The following is an 18,569-nucleotide window of genomic DNA, read 5'->3' on the forward strand; positions in this document are numbered from 1 at the left end:
TTGAATTTTCCCCTCTACATAGCCAAGCGCTACATCCTTAGCAATAGTAAAAATAATGCGATCAATATCATCAATCGGATTGCCAGTATGGGAATCATTGTTGGTGCCATGGCGTTGTTTGTGGTTTTATCTGTTTTTAGTGGGTTGAAAGTTTTTAGTCTTTCCTTCACCAATGAAATCGATCCCGATCTAAAAATAAGCAGCACTTTAGGAAAATCCTTTTTAATTGCTCCTAGTCAGGAAAGCCAAATCAAGAAAATTGACGGCTTGGTTTCCTATACAAAAATAATTGAAGAGCGTGTTTTATTCACTTTTGACGGAAAACAGGAAGTTACGTACTTAAAAGGTGTTGATTCTAATTTTAGCAAAGTAAATGCTATTGAAAAGAAACTTTTTAACGGACAATGGCTTAAACCAGATACGTATCAAGTGGTGGTTGGTTACGGAATTGCCCAGGAATTCTCGATGGGATTATTGGATTTCAATCGTCAATTGGAAGTTTTAGTTCCAAGACCTGGAAAAGGCGCTATTGAAAATCCGGAACAAGCTTTTAACAAAACGGATTTAATTCCTGTTGGGATTTACGCCATCAGCGAAGATTTAGATTCTAAATATGTTTTTGCCGATTTAGGTTTAGCACAAGAATTATTGGAATACAAAACCAATCAGGTTTCTGGGATTGAAATCAAAGTGAAAACTGGTACTGATGAAAGTGCAATTGCAGACCAGCTTCAAACTATTTTTAACAATAAAATCACCGTAAAAAACAGGGCGCAACTTAATGAATCCTTGTATAAAATGTTGAATACTGAAAATATTGCTGTGTATTTAATCTTTACTTTGGTGATAGTTGTGGCACTTTTCAACTTGATTGGCGCATTGATTATGATGATTTTAGACAAAAAAGGAAACTTGAAAACCCTTTTTAATCTAGGAACCGAAATCAAAGATTTGCGAAAAATATTTCTGCTTCAAGGTACATTACTAAGTGTTTTTGGTGGAATTATTGGCTTGGTTTTAGGAATTATCATTGTTTTACTGCAAGAGTATTTTCAACTGATTATGATTACGCCTACACTGGCGTATCCAGTTGTTTTCTCGCTGGAAAATGTACTGATTGTTATGGGGACGATCATTACGCTTGGCTTTATTGCTTCGCTGATTGCGAGTAGCCGCGTGAGTAAAAAGTTGTTAGAGTAGTTTTTTTTTACCGCTAATTCGCTAATTTTTTTAAAAAGATTACGCTATAAATTTATCGGTGATTTTTGATTGATCAACAACTATAAATTTGCGAATTGGGGGTAAAAGATGATTAAATGTTTACTACTTAAACAACCTCATATCCCGCATACACTTCTTCAATTTCATTCAAAGCGGCAAACAACTCTTCCGGTCGGTCTAAGGTTACCAATTGTTGCTTGTGCGTTTTAAAAGAGTGAATTCCTTTGAAATAATTGGTATAATGAGGACGTGTTTCAACAATACCCAGTCTTTCTCCTTTCCATTCCATGGCCCAAGTGAGGTGATTTCGCACTGCTTCAACTCTATCGACAACGGTAGGTTTTGGTAAATGTTCTCCCGTTTTAAAGTAATGTTTGATTTCGTCAAAAATCCAAGGATAACCAATCGCAGCGCGACCAATCATGATGCCGTCAATACCGTATTCATTTTTGTATTGTAATGCTTTTTCGGGAGAATCAATGTCGCCATTACCAAAAATAGGCATTGTGATTCTAGGATTATTTTTTACACGGGCAATATGCGACCAGTCGGAATGACCTTTGTACATTTGCGCACGAGTTCTGGCGTGTATGCTCAAAGCGGCAACACCAATGTCTTGCAGACGCTCTGCAACTTCATCAATATTTATCGAATTATCGTCCCAACCCAAACGGGTTTTTACCGTTACTGGCAAATGGGTACTATTAATAACAGCCTTAGTCAGACGAATCATCAAATCTACATCTTTTAGAACTCCAGCGCCAGCACCTTTACATACGACTTTTTTGACAGGGCAACCAAAATTGATGTCTATCAAATCCGGGTTTACGGTAGATACAATTTTAGAAGACATCGCCATGGCTTCTTCGTCTCCACCAAAAATCTGGATCCCAACAGGACGTTCGTAATCAAAAATATCTAATTTCATTCGGCTTTTAATGGCGTCACGGATTAATCCTTCGGAGGAAATAAATTCCGAATACATCATATCTGCACCATGAGCTTTACACAATCTGCGGAAAGGCGGATCGCTCACATCTTCCATAGGTGCAAGAAGTAAAGGAAATTCGGGTAATATTATGTTGCCAATTTTTATCAAGGTAATTTTTTTTGCAAAAATACGGAAATGTTTGTAAGTCTAAAACATTTTCTTTTCGGTTAAGTATTTCCAATAGCGTTTTGGAACGTGCTGTACGTGAAGCTTGGTGTTTTTTCGTTCTTTTATATTGGTATGATCAAAATATTCCCACCACAGTTTTTGATAATTAATTTCTGTGTCCGAAAAAACTTGATTGTGTTTATCATCTAATGATTTAATATCTAAATCCATCATCACAATTTCGGCATCTTTTAAATCGTAATACACACCATATTTACGTCGTAAATCATAAATGATCCATTTTTGATCTTGGTAACGATTTTTAAAATGTCTTATAATCAACGTTAAAACATCAAAATCAGGATCAATTTTGGCAAAATAAATGCCGTCTTTCAATTGTTCGAACCTAATAAAGGCTTCCATTCGATGCTTCTCACGACCTACGTTTTTGGTTAGTTGAGAAATTTGTAACACACTTTCATTTGCAAAATCCTTCATAATATTTATGGTAGGATTTTGAACCGCATAATTTATCACATCAAAAATCACATCTTCAACTCCTATTTTTTCAGACAGAAAGGAGTAAATAATACAGCGAACACCATCATTACCAATCTGTATTTTGAGCTTTTTTATAACCCGATCGGATTTAGAAATATCGGTACCAATTTCTATTTTTTCAGCGAATAAATTGTGCTGTAAATCGTCTTTTTTACTGATTTTAGGATTAGGATATTTATATTCATAAATTTCGAAAACCGCTGTCAATAAACCCTCAAAAGTGTTATCGTAGGAAAGTTGTGTCATTAAGTAATGATAATTGATTATCAAACGGTTTCTCAAATTTTGATTTCATATCACTAAGAATAATTTCCTTTAAATTTAAGGCATTCAAAAATTTTAAATGGGTATTTTCGTTGCTAACCGATATAAAATATTTTGCTCGGTTAATCGATACACCTATTTTTTTTAAATGTTCCATGGAAAGATTTTGGAATCGTCTGGCATGAACAATTTTGTGTGCCGATTTTACTCCTATACCCGGAACACGAAGAATCATTTCAAGCTGAGCATTTTGAATAATTACTGGAAACTGAGTGATGTTCCGAAGAGCCCATCCCATTTTTGGATCAACTTCTAAATCGAGAAATGGATTGTTTTTTTCCAGAATTTCATTGGCTTTAAACCCGTAAAAACGCATTAGCCAATCGGCTTGATACAATCTGTTTTCACGTACCAACGGAACTTGGGCTCCAATGGCTGGCAATCGTGCGTCATTGGAAACCGGTACATAACCCGAATAATACACTCTTTTTAGATTAAAATTATTGTAAAAATGATCGGCAACCTGAATGATTTGAAAATCGTTTTCTTGTGTTGCCCCAACAATTACTTGTGTGCTTTGTCCTGCTGGAGCAAATTTAGGTGTGCTTTTGAATTTTTTCTTTTCTTCCTTGTATTGAATGAGTTCATTTTTTACAAAACGCATCGGCTTAATCATGTCCTGATGATTTTTATCTGGCGCCAATAATTTTAACCCTGATTCAGTAGGGATTTCTAAATTCATACTTAATCTATCAGCGTATAATCCGGCTTCACGCATTATTTCATCGGAAGCTCCAGGAATACTTTTCAGGTGAATGTAACCGTTAAAATTGTGTTCCAATCTTAATTTTTTAGCCACACGAACCAGACGCTCCATAGTGTAGTCGGCATTTTTGAAAATTCCTGAACTTAAAAAAAGTCCTTCAATATAATTTCTTCGGTAAAAATTGATGGTTAAATCTACCACTTCTTCTACGGTAAAAGCGGCTCGCTGAATGTCATTACTTTTTCGAGTGACACAATAAGCACAATCGTAAATACAGAAATTGGTAAGCAATATTTTTAGTAAGGAAACACATCGCCCATCTTCTGTATAAGTATGACAAATTCCAGAAGCCGATGAATCGCCGAGTCCTTTACTGGTGTTTTTTCGATTCCCGCCACTTGAGGAACACGACACATCATATTTTGCTGCGTCTGCCAGAATTTCTAATTTTTCTGTGATTTTATCGTAATCCACAATACCGTTTTCTTTTTTTTATTTAAACAAAAGTACAGCTAATAATAATTGTAAAACAGCTATTTAACATTTTTGTATTCTTATAAAAACCTTCTTTAGGACGGCAAAATATTTAAAGAAATTGTAAAAAGTTTGCTTTATATTTGCAAACTCAAAGTAGGGCTAAGAAAGGCTTGGACAGATATAAAAAAGAAGATGATATGTTAGGCATTTCATATTTTCAAAAAACAATAGCATAAGAAATGAAACACATACGTAATTTTTGCATTATTGCACATATTGATCACGGGAAAAGTACGCTTGCTGACCGATTATTAGGTGCTACACAAACTGTTACTGCTCGTGAGGAAAAAGCGCAATTGCTTGACAACATGGATCTAGAACGCGAACGTGGAATTACGATTAAAAGTCACGCGATTCAGATGGAATACACCTATAAAGGACAAGAATACATCTTGAATTTGATTGATACTCCGGGACACGTAGATTTTTCGTATGAAGTTTCACGATCAATTGCAGCTTGTGAAGGCGCACTTTTGATTGTAGATGCAGCGCAAAGTATTCAGGCACAAACGATTTCGAATTTATATTTGGCTTTGGAAAACGACTTGGAAATTATTCCGGTTTTGAATAAAGTGGATTTACCCAGCGCGAATCCTGAGGAAGTAAGTGACGATATTATTGATTTACTTGGCTGTAAATTGGAGGATATTATTCACGCTTCAGGTAAAACGGGTTTTGGTGTCGAAAATATTTTGGCTGCAATTATTGAAAAAATTCCGCCTCCATCAGGAAGTATTGACGAGCCGTTACAAGCATTAATTTTTGACTCGCATTACAATCCGTTTCGAGGAATAGAAGTTATTTTTCGTGTGAAAAACGGACAGATTAAAAAAGGCCAGAAGATAAAATTCATGGCTACTGGAAATGAATATTTTGCGGATGAGATTGGTACATTAAAACTCAACCAAGTTCCGAAACAAGTCATTTCTGCAGGTGATGTTGGGTACTTAATTTCTGGAATTAAAGAAGCAAAAGAAGTAAAAGTAGGAGATACGTTGACGGATGCGAAAACGCCAACAACAAATATAATTAAGGGTTTTGAAAATGTGAAACCAATGGTTTTTGCGGGGATATATCCTGTGGATACTGAAGATTATGAGGAGTTGAGAAACTCGATGGAAAAACTACAGTTGAACGATGCTTCGTTGGTGTTTTTACCGGAAAGTTCCGCAGCTTTGGGATTTGGTTTCCGTTGCGGATTCTTAGGAATGTTGCACATGGAGATTATCCAAGAGCGTTTGGAGAGAGAGTTCAACATGACTGTAATTACTACCGTTCCCAACGTTTCGTATTTGGCTTACACCAAAAAAGATCCTACGACACCACTCGTCGTAAATAACCCTTCAGATTTACCGGAGCCTTCTCGTTTAGACCATGTGGAAGAACCTTTTATAAAAGCAACTATCATCACTAAATCCGATTATGTTGGAAACGTAATGAGTTTGTGTATCGAAAAACGAGGATTGATTACCAATCAGACATATTTGACTACGGAACGTGTAGAGTTGACTTTTGACATGCCTTTAGCAGAGATTGTATTTGACTTTTACGACCGTTTGAAAACTGTTTCTAAAGGATATGCTTCCTTTGATTATACGCCAATTGGGATGCGAACTTCTAATTTAGTCAAAGTGGACATTCTGTTGAACGCTACTATCGTTGATGCTTTATCATCCTTGATGCATGCCGACAATGCATATCACATTGGTAAAAAAATGTGCGAAAAACTGAAAGAATTAATCCCACGTCAGCAATTTGATATTCCTGTTCAAGCGGCTATTGGGGTAAAAGTGATTTCTCGTGAAACAATAAAAGCATTGCGTAAAGACGTTACCGCCAAATGTTATGGTGGAGATATTTCCCGTAAACGTAAATTATTGGAGAAACAGAAAAAAGGTAAAAAACGAATGAGACTGGTTGGAAATGTTGAAATTCCACAAGAAGCGTTCATGGCTGTTTTGAAGTTGAACGATTAATTTTTTTAGAAAATAGAATATAGAGGATAGAACATAGAGAAAACCTGATGATGAAAATTATCAGGTTTTTTTATTTTTATTTATCCTTCAACCAATCAAATAATCGTTTAGCATCTTCGAATTTAAACAATTGGGTTCCTTCATTCATCGTTGCTGCCGAGCCGCAAGCCACTCCCCAACGGATAACTTCTTTAAGACTTTTATTTTGCGAAAGCGCCCAAACCATTCCGCCCACCATACTATCACCAGCACCAACGGTACTTTTTTTGACTACATTGGGAGCAGGAACAAACTCACAAGAATCTTTTGTAACCAAAACGGCGCCTTGTGGACCAAGAGAAACGACTACAATTTCGGCGCCACCATCAGTAATGCTTTCTTTTGCGGCTTCGTTTACTTCTTCCAGTTCCAATCGCTCCACGCCTATTAATTTTGCCAATTCCCCAACATTGGGTTTGATCATATAAACCCCAACTTCTAACGCTTTTTTTAAAGCTTCGCCTGAGGTATCTATAATTAGCTTTGCATTTGATTTTTTTGCAATTTCAGCAATTTTTTGATAAAAATCTACTGACAAACCTTCATTCAAACTACCACTAGCTACAAAAAATTTTGGTTTTAAAAGAGCTATGGTTTCTAGAATTTTGTTGCTTTCTTCTTCTGAAATTTTTCCACCCGTAAATCCAAATCGGTATTGAGAATTGGTACTATCATCCACGGCGACAAAACTCTCTCTTGTCCAACTCTCAACCGCAACAGCCTCGTAGGCAATCGATTCCTTACCAACCAATTCTTCAAGCATTTTACCTGTAGGCCCGCCAGAAGTAAATACCGCTAACGAAGATCCGCCTAAACGCGAGATTGCCTTAGACGCATTGATACCGCCTCCACCGGCATCAAAGCGTGGTTCATCACATCGTATTTTCTGTTCCGCAACCAAGCCTTTAAAGTGGGTGCTTTTATCCAAAGCCGAGTTGACTGTAATAGTAACGATATCAAATGATTTCATTTTGTCCGATTTAACTAAACTAAAGGTCGGATAAAATTCATGAAATTGGCACAAATCAAGGCGAATATTTCTTTGTATATTTGCAATCTGAAAACAATGAAAAAAAATGATTGAAGATAAAAACCCACAACGCACCAGTATTGCCCAATTAGGAGAATTTGGATTGATAGACCATTTGACAAAAAACTTTGAAATCAACCAGCCTTCTACTTTAAAGGGAATTGGGGATGATGCAGCCGTTTTAGATTTCAAAGACAAAAAGGTGGTAATCTCCACCGATTTACTCATTGAAGGCGTCCATTTTGATTTGGCGTACATGCCGCTAAAACATTTAGGCTACAAAGCAGTCGTGGTCAATGTTTCAGACATATGCGCGATGAATGCCAAGCCAACTCAAATCACGGTGTCAATTGCGGTGTCAAATCGTTTTCCGTTGGAAGCTCTGGATGAATTATTTGCGGGAATTACGCATGCAGCCCGTGAATATAATGTAGATGTTGTAGGCGGTGATACGACCTCTTCTCAAAAAGGATTAATTATCAGTATAACTGCTATTGGCGAAGCTGACGAAGATGAAATCGTTTTTAGAAACGGCGCAAAACAAAGTGATTTATTAGTGGTTACCGGAGATATTGGAGCTGCTTATATGGGACTGCAAGTTTTAGAAAGAGAAAAGCAAGTTTTTCAGGTGAACCCAAACTCACAACCGGATTTAGATGCATATACGTACTTAATCGAACGTCAACTGAAGCCAGAAGCCAGAAAAGATGTCCGTACCTTATTGCACGCCTTGGAAATAAAACCAACTTCAATGATTGATATTTCGGATGGATTGTCGTCTGAAATTATGCATTTGTGCAAACAGTCCAAAGTGGGTTGTAATTTATATGAAGACAAACTACCAATTGATCCTCAGTTTATTAATGTTTGTGAAGAATTCAATATCGATAGTACTACCGTTGCTATAAACGGAGGTGAGGATTATGAATTGCTTTTCACTATCGCTATGGAGGATTTTGAAAAAATAAAAGGCAATCCAAATTTCACTATCATTGGTCACATGACTCAAGAAAGTGAAGGGATTCATTTAGTTACTCGTGCCAACACCAAAATTGCGTTAAAAGCACGTGGTTGGGATGCTTTGAGTGAATAAAGTATAGATTAAACCACCAAAAAACGACACCTATTAAGTGTCGTTTTTTTTTTAAGAAACTTAAAAAAGTAATCCTTTATTTTTTGCTTCTCGGACTAAGTCGATATCGCTGCCTTCTTCTATTTTCAATAGTTCTTTTAATTTTAACTTTCTTCTTTCAATTGCTCCTAATGAAATTGGAATGTAATGAGGAATGTCAGACAGCTTCGTTCCTTTTGAAATATGAAATAAAATTTCTTTGTCAAATTGATCAACTTCTATACTGTCCTCCTCGGATTGTGCTAACATTTTTAGAACAGACTGACTATAATATTTTTCATTTTTTATAACTTTATCGAACGCAAAAAGCAATTCATCAAATGTTAAATCATTCTTTATAACCAATCCATTAGGATTTATAGTTTTAATGATAGTTTTTATCTTTAATAATTCTGTATACATGGTAAGCAAAATTATTTTACAGCTTGGCATAAATTCAGATATTAATCTTGCCAAATCCTCACCAGAATATATGTTTTTTTCTTCATAAGGAGGCATACTGATATCTAAGAAAGCGATATCAAATGAAGCAACATCTGGATTGGTAATAATATGGTATGCTGACTCACAATCTTTAGCTTGTGTTATAAAAAACTCGAACTCATCAGGGTTATATCTCGTAATTGCATTTTTGTATCCTTCTATAATGAAAGGGTGGTCATCAACGATTAATATATTTTTTTTTTTTGTTGATTGGTCAATTATCATTTCTTTGTAAGTTTTTATATTTATTCTATTGGGACTGTAATGGTTATCCTTGTACCTTCTCCTTTTTTCGATTTTATATCAACTACTCCATCGCATTCATTGGTTCGGAAAAGTATATTCTGTAAGCCTATCCCTTTTTTAGCTTTTTTAACATTGAAGCCCGTTCCGTCATCACTCATTATCAAAATTAGACGATCTTCTTCTTTTTTTAGTTCAATTTTAATGTTATCAGCAGTAGCATATTTATTGACATTTTGAAGTACTTCTTGAAGAATTCGATACAAATTAATTTTAATTGAATTGCTTATTAATTCCCATTTAATCCCAGAATCTATAATTGAAACTAATTTTGATTTAAATGTCTTCTTTTGGTCTTCAAAAAGATTGTCAACAATGGCAACGAAGTTATTAATTAATTCTGATTTTTCTCTATTTAAATCATGAGAAATTTCACGAATATCCTGTTCGATACTTTTCAACTCTGTTAAGTAGTTATTTCTTTTTTCAATAGCAGTTCCGTCATCAATTTTATTTAGGCTATCTAAGTTAATGCGAACTCCAAACATCCTTCCTAAAACTCCATCGTGTAATTCACGAGCGACTCTTTTTTTCTCCTTAATTCTGATCCCTTCAATGGTATTCTGTTGGGAAATCATTAAGTTATAGATTTCCTCATTTGCTTTTTGCTGTTGCTGCTTGAACAACAGTTCTCTATTTTTAGTTTTTTGGGCTTTAATTAGATATGTAAATAATCCCAACATCGCTAATCCACTAAAAATATAAACTAAATTCCTGTTTTGAACCTCAAGATTAGTATTCTCATCTTTTATTTTATCAGTTTCGTACTCTATTCGTGAAAACTTCTCTCCTTTCTTTCGATCTGCTTTTTGCAAACTATCGTTAATTTGAATGTATTCTTTGTTATAAATTATCGATTTATTAGGCTCTATTATCGCTAATTGTTTGAGTCCTCCTAAAACATTTCTATAATTTTTGGTTTTTCTAGACAACTCTAATGCTTCGTTAGTATATTGAATCGCTTTAAGAGTATCCTTTCTTGATGCAAAATATTCTGATAAATGTATTTTGTTCAAAAAAATTCCTGAAGCTAGTCCTAAACTATCTCTCAGTTTTAAAGATTGATAAAACAATTCGGGAAGTCCATCAGCCTCATTCAATTTGAATTTGGAATAAGCAAAATTATCTAACAACATAGCATAAACAAAGGCTTTTTGAGAACGGAGATTTTGTTGATCTAACCCTAATTGGAAATAGTTTTTTGCCTGATTATGCATATTAAGGTTTTGATATACTAATCCCATATTATTTAATGACGTGGCTTTTGACTGAAACTCTACAGGAATTACCTTTTCATCAATACTGGCCAAAGCTTTATTATGATATTCGATGGCTTTGTCGTATTCCGCAAGTTCATTGTATATTACACCTAAAATATTATACGATTCATAGAGTATGTCTTTTGCCTTTTCTTCTTTTATAACGCGTAAAGCATTAAATACCGATATTTCACTCGCTAAAAAATCACTTTCGTTGTATTGTAAATTTGCTTTATTTAACAACGCTCTGGCAAGATTATAGTTATCATCAAGTTGCTGGTACATTTTCTCGGATTTAAGGTAATACATAAATGCACTATCAGAAACGGCTTGAGCACCATAATAATCCCCTAGATAAGTGTAGGCTTTGGCCATATTCACGGTGTCACTACTGCTTCTCGAATTATCTACAACAACACGAACCGTTTTTTTATAACCCTTCCAATCGTTCATATTATAGTAACGATTGGCAACCCTGAACAAATAGACCTTACTCATCGAATCATTAGGTTGATCCATTATAATGGCAAATGCTTTCTGATTGTATTCTTGTTTTTTTTTGAGAGGCAAGTTGGCGTCTTTTGCTAAAGATAAATAAACAGCAATACTGTCCTTTAATGAAATGTCGATAAACTTTGCATCGTTTTTCTTGGCACAACCAATAAAAACAAGCAGCAGTAGCAAAAATATGTAGTATGTCTTTTTCAATAGTAGATCTTGAATTGCATCAAAAATACTAAAATAAAACTATCGACATAAAAAAAAAGCTATCAAAAAATTTGATAGCTTAACTATTAGTTATAAAAAAGAGAATAATAAAATGACTAATCTAATTTTTGATTCCCGCCTACTGCTGCTCCTCCAACTAAATCTAATTTTTGATTCCCGCCTACTGCTGCTCCTCCAACTAAATCTAATTTTTGATTCCCGCCTACTGCTGCTCCTCCAACTAAATCTAATTTTTGATTCCCACCTACTGCTGCTCCGCCAACTAAATCTACAATTGCATTGTTTTCTACTTTAGTATTACTTTTAGTCTCAGGTGTAGTAAAAGAAGTTAATACCATCACTAAAGAGAAAAATCCGATTGTTAAGATTGCTTTTTTCATAATTTGGGTTTTATATTGTTGTTTTGTTTTGACTTACTTTAGAATCACGTTCACACGGAATTCTTTTGTAAAACTACTCAGACAACTTCAAAATTTCCTACAAAAAAAGACGTTTATGGTAGAATGCATCCGTTTGATAGTGAATGACCATCAAATTTAAGTGAATGACTATTTTTTAGATTTCGAGATAATTACCACTAGAAAAATCAGAAATGATAAGGTCGATATTAACCTTATAGGATTTGGAGAAAGGAAGCTTTACAGTACTATTCTTAATATAACACACTGCATTCCCACTATGAATTCTGGAAATATAATCACGGTTTACGATATAACTGTTGTGAATTCTAATAAAAGGAAAAGATAAGATGCCTTCGAAATGCTTCAACGTCTTGAATGCAGTTATCATCTCGCCACTATTTAGGTATATATCCGTAGAATTATTATCGGCTTGAAGATAGCAAATGTCTTTGGCCGCAATATATCTGTAATCACCGTAGGATTTAATACACAGAATAAGAGATTGGTCTCGATTTGGCGTTTCTTGTCTTGCAAAAACTATCGGTTCTGTATCAGCAATGTATGATTGTTCTAAAAAAACTTCTTTTGCAACAATTGATCTATTAAATTTTAAAACTGATTTTATGAGATCGATTCGTGTCACTGGTTTTATTAAATAATCGAACACCTCATATTTTATAGCATCAAAAGCGAAATCTTTCCGAGCCGTTGTAATGATAATTTTCGGAATCACTTTCAAATATCTGTACAACTCATTTAGTAGTGCCAACGATAAATTACTAGTCTTATCCGCGGGGTCAATTTCCAAAAAAACGATTTGAGGAGTATGTTCTAAGATGAGATTTAAACCATCTTCATAATTACATGCCGATGCCACAAAAGTCAGCTCCGAAAAACTATCAGCAATGGCTTTCGTTTTCAAAACACTTTCTTGATCGTCGTCAATAATAATGTACGAATAATTCATCAGTGGTTTTTCCTAGAATTGTTAGGTATTTTATAAAATATCCAAAGTAAAATATACTTCAAACCATTAAGTTATATAAGGTAGTTTGGGGAAACTAATTAAAAAAAAACATTAAATATTGAATAAAAAACTCTTATTTAACATTTTAAAAATAAGCATTTACGCATTTTTACATGGTTGTTGTTGATATGTTTTAAACAAATGTTGATACATTAGGATGAAGTGCAAATAAATCCGATAAAGAGCATAATTAATTTTTTGAAAGAAATTAAAAATAAAAAATTATTCAGAAAATTATCCTAAAAAATATTTTTATTGTCAATCCTGCAAAACTTTTCACCTAGTGATTTTAGGACCTTCTTCATTGAAAAATCAACAAATGCCTTACTCAATTTATGATTTTTTTATTCAAAATAACTGTCGGAAAATTAAATCAAAAAAATATTTTTTTATACAAATTTATCTTACTTTTATCTAAAAAAACCAACGCTATGAAAAAACTATTTATCTTACTGTGTTTATCTTCTTTTTTATTTGGTTTTGGCCAAGAAAAAGAAACAGTCGATTTTAAAAGAAATGAATTAAAAGTAAATGCACTTTTATTGGTGATAGGCGCAGGTGAATTCACTTACGAGCGATTACTTAACGAAGAATCCGGAGTTGGAGTATCATTATTTTTTAATTATGATGATCAATTTTACACTAAATTTAGCCTGACTCCCTTTTATCGTTTTTATTTCAGTAAAAAACCGGCGGCTGGTTTTTTTGTGGAAGGTTTTGGGATGCTAAATTCTTATGATAGTTATATTTATAATAATAATTTATATGATCCATATAATCCAAACAATTCATATAATTCAAACATCGAAAACAGAACCGATTTTGCTCTTGGTTTTGGTATGGGTTCTAAATGGATTAATAAAAAAGGATTTCTTTTTGAAATAAATGCTGGAGTTGGTAGAAACTTATTTAATAGTGATGATACTAATAATGAAATAGTAGGACGAGGCGGAATAACATTAGGTTATAGATTTTAAACAAAAAAGCTTCTCAATCGAGAAGCTTTTTTTTAATATTAATTACATTTTCATCAACCAATTTTTCATTGAAACTTCATTTTCTATAATTGATTTCAAGTCTTCAATCGCTACACGGTCTTGTTTCATCGTATCTCTATGACGAATCGTTACCGTCTGATCTTCGATAGTTTGGTGATCTACTGTAATACAAAATGGAGTTCCCAATGCATCTTGTCTTCTATAACGCCTTCCAACAGCATCTTTTTCATCATAGCCTACATTGAAATCCCAACGTAAATCATCAATGATTTTATGCGCGATTTCTGGCAATCCGTCTTTTTTAACCAAAGGCAAAATTGCCGCTTTAGTTGGAGCCAGAACAGAAGGCAATTTCAGAACCGTTCTTGTGGAGCCATCTTCTAAGGTTTCTTCCTTTAACGAAGTTGCAAAAACTGCCAAAAACATCCTGTCTAATCCAACCGAAGTTTCAACTACATAAGGAACATAATTCTGGTTCAATTCCGCATCAAAATACTGTAATTTTCGGCCTGAAAATTGTTCATGTGCTTTCAAGTCAAAATCAGTACGAGAATGAATTCCTTCTAACTCTTTGAATCCAAAAGGGAAGTTAAACTCAATATCAGCGGCTGCATTGGCATAATGTGCCAATTTTTCGTGATCGTGGAAACGGTAATTTTCTTTTCCTAGTCCTAATGACAAATGCCAATTCAGTCTAGCCGTTTTCCAATGTTCATACCATTTCATTTCATCGCCTGGACGCACAAAGAACTGCATTTCCATTTGTTCAAACTCTCGCATACGGAAAATAAATTGTCTGGCTACAATCTCGTTTCTAAAGGCTTTACCCGTCTGTGCAATTCCAAAAGGAACTTTCATTCGTCCTGATTTTTGAACATTTAAAAAGTTAACAAATATACCTTGCGCCGTTTCTGGACGTAAAAATAAATCCATTGCCGAATCAGCTGAAGCTCCTAATTTAGTACCAAACATTAAGTTAAATTGGCGCACTTCAGTCCAGTTTCTAGAACCCGTTTCCGGATCTGCAATTTCTAATTCTTCAATTAATGCTTTTACATCTTGTAGATCTTCGTTGCCAAGTGAGCGCGCCATTCTTTCAAGAATTTCTCTTTCTTTAGCTTTATACTCAACAACACGGGCATTTGTAGTTACAAATTCCTGTTCGTTAAAAGCATCCCCAAACCGAGTTCTAGCCTTCTCGATTTCTTTGATTGCTTTTTGATTCAACTTTTCGGCGTAATCTTCAACTAAAACATCAGCTCTATATCTTCTTTTTGAATCTTTGTTATCAATCAAGGGATCGTTGAAAGCATCGACGTGGCCTGACGCTTTCCATGTGGTTGGGTGCATCAATATTGATGCATCAAGACCTACGATGTTATCGTTGATTTGAACCATTGCTTTCCACCAATATTCGCGTATGTTCTTTTTTAACTCTACGCCGTTTTGTGCATAATCATAGACTGCACTTAAACCATCGTAAATTTCGCTTGACGGAAAAATAAATCCATATTCTTTTGCGTGCGAAATTACATTCTTAAATAAATCTTCTTGTTTTGCCATAGTACTGCAAAAATATAAAAAGTGAACTTAAAAAAAGGAAAATTATTAAAGATTGAAGCATTGATTTGTTTATTTTTATAAATAAATCCTTGATTACATGTTTGAAAGCATTATAAATCTCTTTTTCCCAAAAGTCTGTTCTGGCTGCACCTCCTTTTTATTGAACAACGAAAATGTAATTTGTACCGTTTGCAGGCATGATATACCGTTGACAAATCACCACTTAAATCCGGAAAATGACGCTTTCAAAAAATTTTACGGCAGAATTCCTGTAATTCATACTTCGGCATTGTTTTATTTTCATAAAAAAGGAATTGTTCAAAGACTCATTCATAATTTGAAATACAAAGGACATGAAGAAATCGGGACAATTCTTGGAGAATGGTACGCCGAAGATTTAAAAACAATCACATTGTTACAATCAGTAAATGAGATTATACCCGTTCCTTTACACCGAAGAAAACTTAAAGAACGAGGATACAATCAAGTGACCGCTTTTGGAAAAGCACTTTCCTCAAGTTTAAATGTAAATTATAACGACTCACTGTTGATTCGGAATGTGTACTCAAAAACGCAATCCAAGAAAAACTTATTAGGAAGAACGGAAGGAATTGAAACCATTTTTGATGTTTCCTTTACCAAAAAAGACCATGATAAACATTTTCTTTTAATTGATGATGTAATTACAACCGGAGCTACATTAGAAGCCTGTTCGCGCGCTTTACTGAAAATCCCCAATGCAAAAATCAGTATCGTTTGTATGGCGATGGCGCAATCGTAATTTGGAAATTTTGATTCTAAAACGTGTATTTAAAACAGAATGATACCTTAAATCACAGTCGTTTTTTAGCCCTGATTACTTCACCTAACTTTTACACTCATAGGAGTTCAGTGAACTTCGTTTGCAGTGGAAATCCTTTTTATACGCCTTTTCGGCGGATAAAAAGAGTACTTCACTATACTTTTATTTTAAATGGTGTTCAGTGAATTTCATTTGTAGCGGAAAGCAGGAAATAGCTCCTGAAAACAAGTCTGTTACCACTCCAAAGAGCACACTATCAATTAATTTAATGAAATTATAACGAAATAGAATTTCCGTTTCCAAAGTTTAATGTTTAAATTTGAATAAATATATTTATAAATCATTTAAACAATCATATTATGGCTTTTGAATTACCACAATTACCTTATGCGTATGACGCATTAGAACCTTATATTGATGCTCGTACAATGGAAATTCACCATTCTAAACATCACAATGCGTATACTACCAATCTTAATGCAGCTATTGCTGGAACGGATATGGAAGGTAAGACAATTGAAAATATTTTGATTAATCTTGATTTAAAAAACCCAGCCGTTCGTAACAATGGTGGTGGTTTTTACAATCACAACTTGTTCTGGACTGTAATGACACCAAACGGTGGCGGACTTCCAACAGGAGATTTACTAGTTGCAATTGAAGCTGCTTTTGGAACTTTTGAAGAATTTAAAGCATCGTTCAGCAAAGCTGGAGCGACTCAATTTGGTTCTGGATGGGCATGGCTTTGTGTTCATAAAGGGGGAAAAGTAGCAGTTTGCGGAACTCCAAACCAAGATAATCCACTAATGCCTGGTGTAGGTTGCGAGGGGACTCCAATTTTAGGAATGGATGTTTGGGAACATGCTTATTACTTGCATTATCAAAACAGAAGACCTGATTATATCGAAGCTTTTTTCAGTGTAATTAACTGGACGGAAGTTGCAAGAAGATATGCCTTAGAGAAATAATCCTTAACTTAATAAAAAGGAAATAAACAAAACAGGCTGTTAAAAAGATTTATTCGTCTTTTTAATAGCCTGTTTTGCTATGTTTAAGAATTAGTATACTCTATATAACTTCTTTGGATTTTACTTTGGATTTGGGAGGCTTTAATTTTATTCCAATAAAAAAGTAACTCTAAAAGTAAAAGTTATTAACTTTATTATTCTTGATTTCAATCAATTTATTTAGAATTTTTCTGCTGAAACTGTCAACCTAGTCCTTTTTATTTTCCCTGTTTTCTCTTCTATAAATAGGGCTCAATTCTTTTACGCAACAATTAAAATTTATACTTGTTTATTAATTTAAAACACTAAAAAAGAAGCATATAGTTTTTTACAAATAGTATAAATAGTGTTATTTTTATGTTAAATAAATTATTTTTAGAATAAATTTAACGTAATTTAACTTACATATACTAACCATAAAATATTAGTCATGAAAAAAATCAAAAGAAGAAAGTAATAAAATACAACAACTCAAAACATGAAATCACTAGTCCTTTTATTATTCTTTTTTCCAGCATTGCTTTGTGCTCAAGACACCACAACACTTTTAAATAAATCCTTACAAATAGAGATGGGTACAGGCTTGCATGGCAGTGGCGATCTTGCTGGATTAACATTAAATACAAGTTACACTCACTATTTCAGAAAAAAAGTATCGTACACTGTCGAAGTTGGAACAAGTATCCACTATGGCTCTAGCGCTCTATATTACACTGACAAATCTGGAAAAAACATTGATGGATCGTATCGATTTACTACGGCAGGAATTCAATTAGCCGGTAAAATTGGATTGAGTGTTTTTAGAAATAAAAAAAATGACCTAGGCTTACGACTAGGACCATTAGTACGCTACCAATCTTCATCTACCCCTGACGATATAAATACTGTATTTCCTATTGCCGGAACAGGATTTGATGTGCCAATTAGCTTTGTTAGTAATGAAAGCCCACAGAATACTTTATCTATTGGAGGTGTTTTTCAACTATTTTATAACTATTCTATTTCTAATAAAATCTATATCGGACCCAGCGCAGGGTTTCAAATTGATTCAAATGGAGATACCATCACAAATATTTCTTTGGCTTGTGGTATGAAATTTTAGTTAAAAGGCACAGCAAAAACACTCAAGTTTCAAGAAGATTTGCTTTAGAGAAATAGTTTTTTTTGCAAAAAACCTAGATTAAAGAATAAAGAGAATAGACAAAATAGCTTAAAAGTTAGTTTGTCTATTTTTTTATGCCTAATAGTTTTCCCAAATTTTTTATACCAAAAAAGACGATTAAACTCGTGGCTTATTCGTCTTTTTTCTATTCTCTTTCTTCTATTCTCTTTTCATCAGACTTTATTCCAATAAAAAAGGTGGAATTTCTTC

16 protein-coding genes are annotated in these 18,569 nt (G+C 34.0%); 7 read left to right on the forward strand and 9 right to left on the reverse strand.

Annotation, left to right across the window (positions count from 1 at the left end; all coding sequences use genetic code 11):
- Positions 1-1,200, forward strand: coding sequence for an ABC transporter permease (locus ACNQGJ_RS00525; RefSeq protein WP_417971146.1), 1,200 nt, complete (start codon positions 1-3; stop codon positions 1,198-1,200).
- A gap of 127 nt (positions 1,201-1,327) precedes the next feature.
- On the opposite strand, the gene dusB is transcribed toward ACNQGJ_RS00525, so the two are convergent.
- The 3 genes from dusB to ACNQGJ_RS00540 are packed head-to-tail and all read right to left on the reverse strand — an operon-like array spanning position 1,328 to position 4,385.
- Entirely contained in the window at positions 1,328-2,320 is a 993-nt protein-coding gene (dusB, locus tag ACNQGJ_RS00530) for a tRNA dihydrouridine synthase DusB (protein WP_417971144.1), read from the reverse strand.
- A 39-nt stretch (positions 2,321-2,359) separates the two neighbouring features.
- Positions 2,360-3,127 carry a TIGR03915 family putative DNA repair protein gene (locus ACNQGJ_RS00535; RefSeq protein ID WP_417971142.1) on the reverse strand — a complete coding sequence of 256 codons (768 nt, stop codon included), beginning with the start codon at positions 3,125-3,127 and terminating at the stop codon, positions 2,360-2,362.
- On the reverse strand, positions 3,105-4,385 hold the full coding sequence (locus ACNQGJ_RS00540) for a putative DNA modification/repair radical SAM protein (protein ID WP_417971140.1): 1,281 nt from the start codon (positions 4,383-4,385) through the stop codon (positions 3,105-3,107). Before ACNQGJ_RS00540 ends, ACNQGJ_RS00535 begins: the two co-directional genes overlap by 23 nt.
- Before the next feature lie 242 nt (positions 4,386-4,627).
- On the opposite strand from ACNQGJ_RS00540, the gene lepA reads away from it, so the two are divergent.
- Positions 4,628-6,424, forward strand: coding sequence for a translation elongation factor 4 (lepA, locus tag ACNQGJ_RS00545; RefSeq protein WP_417971138.1), 1,797 nt, complete (start codon positions 4,628-4,630; stop codon positions 6,422-6,424).
- Between the two features lie 76 nt (positions 6,425-6,500).
- Here lepA and ACNQGJ_RS00550 read toward each other — a convergent pair whose 3' ends face one another.
- Positions 6,501-7,433, reverse strand: coding sequence for a 1-phosphofructokinase family hexose kinase (locus ACNQGJ_RS00550; RefSeq protein ID WP_417971136.1), 933 nt, complete (start codon positions 7,431-7,433; stop codon positions 6,501-6,503).
- A 106-nt stretch (positions 7,434-7,539) separates the two neighbouring features.
- Here ACNQGJ_RS00550 and thiL point away from each other — a divergent pair, with 106 nt between their 5' ends.
- Positions 7,540-8,586 carry a thiamine-phosphate kinase gene (gene thiL, locus ACNQGJ_RS00555; RefSeq protein ID WP_417971134.1) on the forward strand — a complete coding sequence of 349 codons (1,047 nt, stop codon included), beginning with the start codon at positions 7,540-7,542 and terminating at the stop codon, positions 8,584-8,586.
- A 60-nt stretch (positions 8,587-8,646) separates the two neighbouring features.
- Here thiL and ACNQGJ_RS00560 read toward each other — a convergent pair whose 3' ends face one another.
- The 4 genes from ACNQGJ_RS00560 to ACNQGJ_RS00575 form a co-directional block, all read right to left on the reverse strand.
- On the reverse strand, positions 8,647-9,333 hold the full coding sequence (locus ACNQGJ_RS00560) for a response regulator (protein ID WP_417971132.1): 687 nt from the start codon (positions 9,331-9,333) through the stop codon (positions 8,647-8,649).
- 20 nt (positions 9,334-9,353) lie between these two features.
- Positions 9,354-11,378, reverse strand: a complete 2,025-nt coding sequence (locus tag ACNQGJ_RS00565; RefSeq protein ID WP_417971130.1) for a tetratricopeptide repeat-containing sensor histidine kinase — start codon at positions 11,376-11,378, stop codon at positions 9,354-9,356.
- A 116-nt stretch (positions 11,379-11,494) separates the two neighbouring features.
- Complete coding sequence (locus tag ACNQGJ_RS00570; protein ID WP_417971128.1) at positions 11,495-11,779, reverse strand: 3-oxoacyl-ACP reductase; 285 nt, start codon at positions 11,777-11,779, stop codon at positions 11,495-11,497.
- 175 nt (positions 11,780-11,954) lie between these two features.
- Complete coding sequence (locus tag ACNQGJ_RS00575; protein ID WP_417971126.1) at positions 11,955-12,767, reverse strand: LytR/AlgR family response regulator transcription factor; 813 nt, start codon at positions 12,765-12,767, stop codon at positions 11,955-11,957.
- Between the two features lie 491 nt (positions 12,768-13,258).
- On the opposite strand from ACNQGJ_RS00575, the gene ACNQGJ_RS00580 reads away from it, so the two are divergent.
- A complete protein-coding gene (locus ACNQGJ_RS00580) occupies positions 13,259-13,804 on the forward strand; it encodes a DUF3575 domain-containing protein (protein ID WP_417971124.1) in 546 nt (181 codons plus the stop codon).
- 42 nt (positions 13,805-13,846) lie between these two features.
- Here ACNQGJ_RS00580 and ACNQGJ_RS00585 read toward each other — a convergent pair whose 3' ends face one another.
- The gene (locus ACNQGJ_RS00585) at positions 13,847-15,388 is read right to left on the reverse strand and encodes a glycine--tRNA ligase (protein WP_417971122.1); all 1,542 of its coding nucleotides are present in this window, start codon (positions 15,386-15,388) and stop codon (positions 13,847-13,849) included.
- A gap of 97 nt (positions 15,389-15,485) precedes the next feature.
- Between ACNQGJ_RS00585 and ACNQGJ_RS00590 the strand changes: the two genes are divergently transcribed.
- The 3 genes from ACNQGJ_RS00590 (at position 15,486) to ACNQGJ_RS00600 (ending at position 18,299) form a co-directional block, all read left to right on the forward strand.
- Complete coding sequence (locus tag ACNQGJ_RS00590; RefSeq protein WP_417971120.1) at positions 15,486-16,169, forward strand: ComF family protein; 684 nt, start codon at positions 15,486-15,488, stop codon at positions 16,167-16,169.
- A gap of 380 nt (positions 16,170-16,549) precedes the next feature.
- Positions 16,550-17,158, forward strand: coding sequence for a superoxide dismutase (locus ACNQGJ_RS00595; protein ID WP_417971118.1), 609 nt, complete (start codon positions 16,550-16,552; stop codon positions 17,156-17,158).
- Positions 17,159-17,675: 517 nt separating this feature from the next.
- Positions 17,676-18,299: a hypothetical protein gene (locus tag ACNQGJ_RS00600; RefSeq protein ID WP_417971116.1), complete on the forward strand. Its 624-nt coding sequence runs from the start codon at positions 17,676-17,678 to the stop codon at positions 18,297-18,299.
- The last annotated feature ends 270 nt before the right edge of the window (positions 18,300-18,569 follow it).

Origin of the sequence: Flavobacterium cryophilum, assembly GCF_048286555.1 — a bacterium.
Taxonomy (GTDB): domain Bacteria; phylum Bacteroidota; class Bacteroidia; order Flavobacteriales; family Flavobacteriaceae; genus Flavobacterium.